The organism is Micromonospora sp. NPDC049004 (assembly GCF_040649315.1).
Taxonomy (GTDB): domain Bacteria; phylum Actinomycetota; class Actinomycetes; order Mycobacteriales; family Micromonosporaceae; genus Micromonospora.
In genome coordinates this window covers 1-2,503 of record NZ_JBEZFG010000027.1, presented here as the reverse complement: position 1 = coordinate 2,503, position 2,503 = coordinate 1, and the positions used below count along the sequence as shown (strand labels likewise).

Genomic DNA, 2,503 nt, shown 5'->3' with positions numbered 1-2,503 from the left:
ACATGGGCGGACCAGCAACGCCGGGCAGCTTTGCCGGAGTTCGATGGATTGCCGGCGTATAGGTGGCATGCAACGCACACAGTCCGTGCGTTCGCTCACCTCCGACTGAGCAGCCTCCCCATCGCCCCCTGGGACCTCGCCGGCAAGCATGCGCGCAACGGCGAACTGTGGCTGACCGACGGCAACTACCGGGCACGAATCCTGCACGCAGTCCGTGATGCAGACGTTCCTCCTGCGGGTAGCAACGCAGCACGGCAGGCTTACTACCGGAACGTGCCCCTCTTCAGGCTGCCGCAGCAGCGGCTTGTGGGGCCGCCGGACGACCGACTGCTATTCGTATGGCGAATCGACCCGAAGACCGGGGTGCCCGTCTTCCGCGTCGTCAGACCGATCGGCAACTGGAAGTGGGGTGATCACGCTGAGACGGACATCGACTTCATCCTGCCCGAGACAGCCGAGGATCTTGCTGCACTAGAGTTCGAGCCCTCGGATGAGGGCATGGAACTGGACATCCCGAATGAAGACGAGCTGGAAGGCGGGATCGAGAATGCTGGCGGCAGCGCCGGGTGAGCGACTAAAGACCCTGCGTGACATCCTCGGTCTGACACAAAGCCAGCTAGCCGACATTTCCGGCGTCAGTCAACCCTGGATCTCGGACGTCGAGACATCCAGCAAGGAAGCAACGCGAGACAAGCTGCAACAGATCGCGGACGCGACGGGCACACCCGCTAGCTTCTTCGCTGCCCGCCCGACCTCCGTCCCTCTTGATACCCTCCGGTTCCGGAAGTCATCAGCGGCCAGGAAGACAACCACGCGCCGGGTACACGCGATCTATGGCGAGAGCTTTCGGGTCACCGAAGACCTGGTAGGAGCCGAGGGCTACCCCACGCCGTCCCTACCCTTCGCCACGGGGGAGTCGGACTTCACCCCCACTGAGATCGAGCAGCTAGCCAGCGATACACGGCAAGCACTCCAGCTAGCTCCCGACAAGCCGATCCCACACCTGACGCGTGCGCTCGAACGAGCCGGGATCGCGGTCGCCCCCATGGTTCTCCCAGACCTCGATGGAGACGAGCAGGCGGCTGTCGGGCACTTCGGAGTCTCCTACTGGGGTGGTCTGGGAGCCTCCGCCCTGATCGGCTTCTTCCCAGGCCACCAGGGCGACCGCGACCGCTTCACCCTTGCTCATGAGCTCGGACATTTAGTGCTGCACACGTTCCGGTCGAGGACATCCCACAGCCAGGCCGAGGATGAGGCCAACATTTTCGCCACCGCACTGCTGGTGCCCCTCGACCGCGCACAGTCCAGCATGTCCGACAGGTTGTCACTGACTGATTACGCCCGACTGAAGGCTACCTGGGGCGTCTCCATCCAGGCACTAATCATGCGTGGACATGTTGTGGGAGCCATTGGCGACACGCGGAAGAATTCGCTATTCGTACAGTTGTCAGCAAAGGGATGGCGGCGACAGGAACCAGTTTTGGTCGGACACGAATCACCTAAACTGCTCTGGACGCTATTGTCGCGTCGCTACGGTTCTCGTCCCTACATTCAAGGGGCAGACGAGCTTGCGATTCATCCGACCCTACTGAGGTCAATCGCACCGACCCCTCAACGCACTGCTGTTATAAGCACACAAGCCGATCCGACTCGCAACGACGGTGTGAAGGTAGTCGATTTTGGCGCGGGACGACGGGCAGTGCGGCGTAGAGCCTAGCGGTCATAGCTCCCACGCGCACTGCTTTTGTCCGAATTGCCTTGCTGTGACCGAAGCGCGGGCTAGACTACCGCTCGATCTTGTTAACGATGATCGAGGTATCCGGACACGCCGACTGTCAGATTTCTGACACTACCTTTGGTGTGCCGTTGGTAACTTCATGCAACCCCTGATCGATGAAGTTACCGAAGGTGGACCCGAGTGCCCGGTAAAGGCAGCGCAGCCGAGGTCCAGGAGCTACGGGACGACGTAGAGCTGACTCAGTACGGAGAGGATGGCGAGGATTTTCGCAACCGTCTGCGGGTAAGCCGAGGTGAGACGGAGATGTCTTTGATCATCGGTCGACAGACCAAGATGGCGGTCGCGCTCCTGGTCACCAAGGCGGCGCCACCTTGGGCTACGGCTCGATACACCAGTGTTGGCGCGCTGCGTCAGGCCGGTTTCGAGGTCATCCACTCACCCACCCGAGGCAATCCCCTTCATGTCTCAGTGTTCCCACCGTCTGGACCACACGGACCTGCCGAGTGGGATGAGGGTATGGCGGAGAGCTTCGACAAGTGCTTCACTGACTGCACGGGAGGTGATACTCGTGAGTAAGTCCGTTCTTCCAATGTTAGGCAACCTGGCATGGGCGCCGGTCACTTCGGTTGAGAAGGTAGAGATATTCGACCGGTACAACGGTGTACCTACACTGGGCGTTTTTAGAACGGGCGGGCAAGCCCATCTATTTTGGCGCGTGCTTGGCTATATCGGCGATATATCTCTCTGGCTGTACGTTCCTCTATC

3 protein-coding genes are annotated in these 2,503 nt (G+C 60.6%); all 3 read left to right on the top strand.

Features of this window, described 5'->3' with window-relative positions; all coding sequences use genetic code 11:
- The coding region (locus AB0B97_RS32490; protein ID WP_357499152.1) for a hypothetical protein at nt 1-570 on the top strand (570 nt) is incomplete at its 5' end.
- A complete protein-coding gene (locus AB0B97_RS32485) occupies nt 518-1,717 on the top strand; it encodes an ImmA/IrrE family metallo-endopeptidase (protein ID WP_357499150.1) in 1,200 nt (399 codons plus the stop codon). The genes AB0B97_RS32490 and AB0B97_RS32485, both read left to right, overlap by 53 nt.
- Before the next feature lie 589 nt (nt 1,718-2,306).
- Nucleotides 2,307-2,503: hypothetical protein (locus AB0B97_RS32480; RefSeq protein WP_357499148.1), on the top strand; the 197-nt coding region annotated here is incomplete at its 3' end.

Excerpts from the sequence above, each read along its gene's own strand:
- AB0B97_RS32485 (WP_357499150.1), top strand. The coding sequence starts at position 518 with ATGAAGACGAGCTGGAAGGCGGGATCGAGAATGCTGGCGGCAGCGCCG.